This is a genomic window from uncultured Thermanaerothrix sp. (assembly GCF_938028735.1).
GTDB lineage: Bacteria > Chloroflexota > Anaerolineae > Anaerolineales > Anaerolineaceae > Thermanaerothrix.
In genome coordinates, this window is record NZ_CALIMF010000018.1 from 1 (window position 1) to 2,862 (window position 2,862).

4 protein-coding genes are annotated in these 2,862 nt (G+C 55.5%); all 4 read right to left on the reverse strand.

Annotation, left to right across the window (positions count from 1 at the left end; genetic code table 11):
- The coding region (locus Q0721_RS10070; protein ID WP_299029167.1) for a class I SAM-dependent methyltransferase at positions 1-228 on the reverse strand (228 nt) is incomplete at its 3' end.
- Positions 225-1,517: a lipid II flippase MurJ gene (locus Q0721_RS10075; RefSeq protein ID WP_299029170.1), complete on the reverse strand. Its 1,293-nt coding sequence runs from the start codon at positions 1,515-1,517 to the stop codon at positions 225-227. The genes Q0721_RS10070 and Q0721_RS10075, both read right to left, overlap by 4 nt.
- Before the next feature lie 117 nt (positions 1,518-1,634).
- Positions 1,635-2,591, reverse strand: a complete 957-nt coding sequence (locus Q0721_RS10080) for a GDP-mannose 4,6-dehydratase (protein ID WP_299029173.1) — start codon at positions 2,589-2,591, stop codon at positions 1,635-1,637.
- Positions 2,588-2,862, reverse strand: a 275-nt coding sequence (locus tag Q0721_RS10085; RefSeq protein ID WP_299029175.1) for a UDP binding domain-containing protein, incomplete at its 5' end; no start/stop codon positions are given. The genes Q0721_RS10085 and Q0721_RS10080, both read right to left, overlap by 4 nt.

Sequence of the window (2,862 nt, forward strand, 5' to 3'; positions counted from 1 at the left end):
GTCAAGAACCACGAATTTGCTTGTTGGATGTTGCTTAGCCAGCCATGCCAGGAGGCGTGCATCCCCTCCACCCACCTCAAGGACCCTTTTGCCCGCCAGCCCCAGACTGGTCAGGAGTTGCACAAGCTGGATGCTTACATACTCCCGCCAATTGGTCGGATCAAAGGGATCAGGAAGCCAGCCTTCGTAGAGATTATCCCAGAACTCTGGAGTGGTTAGTCTGCTCATACTTGTCCTCTTCGCGCCATTACCAGCAGCGCAACGGAGGTGAAGAGGTAAAGACCCGCCGAAGCTAATGCAATGCCCGCAACCCCCAGGAGCCGTGTGAAAAGCACGTTCAGCGCAAACTTGACGAGGACACCTAGCACCGCTGTGCCCGTTAGCACGCTATACCTGCGCGTCGCTGCAAACCACTGTACCAATGCAATTCCAAAGCAATAGAATGGCAATTGCAGTAGAGCAAACCGAAACACCCGGGCTACGACCGCTGCATCTTCAGCGGTGAAGGCCCCCCGTTGAAACACGAGTGTCACCACGGTCGGCGCAGCGATCCATCCTAGAATAGTTACCAACCCGCTGCCAATCGCTGCTAGCTTGGCCCATTGAAGTACATGAGCACGACCCAGCTTAAGGTCGCCTTTTGCCACCACCCCGGCCAGTACCGGAAGAAGTGCGCGCCCGATCGCTGTCGCAGCCAGCCCAGTTGCCAATGCAATAAGGCGCGTTGCGTAACCTAATGTGGCAACTGCACCCTTCCCAAGCTGGGCAGCGAAGACGTTGTCCATCGGAGCGACCATACTTGCAGCGATCTGCCCAACGAAGACAACGCTGAAGTAAATGTATGCGTAACTCCAATATGGTGAGGAGCGACGGAAGGTAACCCACTGGCCAAGGGCTCCAGCGCGCTGCACCATCAGTACCAACAATCCTAGCTGTGCTACCGCCCCGGTGAGCGTACCCCAGATCAGAGGCCCCGGTCCCGATGACGGAATGAGCGCCACAAATCCAAGGACGCCCAGCGATGGCATCGCTTCGAGGAGTGTGTACCCCTGTTTCTCACGGGCTTGCAGACGGATGGACAGAGATGCGGACAGGACCAGCATGAGCCCTGCTAGCGCAAGTTGCCAGACGAACGCCCTCGCCAGTTCTTGTGCCGATGCATCCCAGCTCCTCACTATCAGCCCAATCACTGCAGTTCCGAGGGTAACGACCATGGCAGTCGTCAGGAGCCCGAGCTGAATGGTGGTACCGTTCAGCTCGGCAAGGAAGCGTCGCTCTTCCTGCTGCTTAATCAGGGCCACAAGCGTGGGCACAAGGGTAAGGCTGCCCACCGCCCAGAGGACTGTGGGTAGCCATGTTACAAGGTTGAAGGCAAGCAGATACGCATCCACCTCGCGACTGATTCCATAGCGCTGGGCGAGAGCCATCTCCTTGACAGCCCCAATGAACTTGGAAACCAGGACAAATGTAGCGACAGATACGACTCCCCGCGCAACGCGGCGGTGGTTTTGATGCATGTTCCGTAGACGGTTCAAGACCCCTAGACCAGAATCTATCCTCACTTTTCTCATGGTGTGTTGTGTGGAACAAAGAACAGTCCACACAGAAACGCGCTATCGAGTCGGGCCAATCCCCTATACCTCTTCACAGGTCCTAACCCAGTCTAGCAACTGCCGTAGCCCTTCACGCAGAATGGTCTTTGGCTGCCAGCCCAGGAGCCGTTCCGCCTTGCGAGTGTCTGCCCAGGTCTGGGGCACATCACCCGGCTGAGGAGGTAAGTACTCCAACTTTGCCGTCACCCCAAGGATCTCTTCTAGCCCTCGGATCATCGCTAATAACCCCACCGCATGGCCGCTTCCTAGATTAACAACTTCGTATTTGGACCCAGTATAATCTATGGCTTTCCAGATGCCTTCCACGACATCGTCGATGTAAGTGTAATCCCGTCGGCTGGTGCCGTCACCATATATGGGAAGCGGCTTTCCTGCAAGCATGAGCCGGGCGAACTTATAGATGGCGAGGTCTGGACGTTGCCGCGGGCCGTAGACGGTGAACAGACGTAAAGCAATGAACCGGATATCGTAGAGATGGCTGTACACATGACCGAGGAGCTCTCCTGCCACCTTACTAGCGGCGTACGGGCTGATGGGGCGAAGCACAGGATCGTCTTCTCGCCAGGGCACATTGGGGTTGACCCCATACACACTGGATGAGGAGGCGAACACGAATTGCCTTACTCCCCACTTTCGGGCAAGCTCAAGCATGTTCTGGGTGCCACGCACATTTACTTCATAATAACCGAGGGGATCCCGGAAGGAGGGTCGAACTCCAGCTTTGGCTGCAAGATGCACAATGACATCGTATTCACCAGAAAGGCGCTTGCGTAGTCCTTCGTAATCGCGTATATCGGCCTCAACCAATGTGTAGTTTGGGTGCTTCAGGTGGTTTGCAATGTTTTGACGCTTAATGGCGGGCGAATAAAAAAGATCAAAGTTGTCTACTACGGTCACTTGCCATCCCTCCTTGAGCAGACGATCCACAAGGTGGCTTCCGATAAACCCTGCACCACCGGTAACCAGCACAGATTTCATCGACCCCACCCTAGGTAGACAAAACCAGCGTTCTTGGCTTCCTTGGGATCGAAAAGATTACGCCCGTCAAGAAGAACAGGGGTGCGCATCGCTTGGGCCAGTTGTCTTAAGTCAAGTTTTTTGTATTCCTGCCATTCTGTAGCTAGTACCAAGGCGTCTGCACCCATGGCCAGGGCATAGGGATCCCTGAAGAACTGCACATCTAAACCTTCGAGGGCGTGACGTGCGTTGTCAACAGCCACGGGATCGTGGGCTCGCACATGAGCCTCTC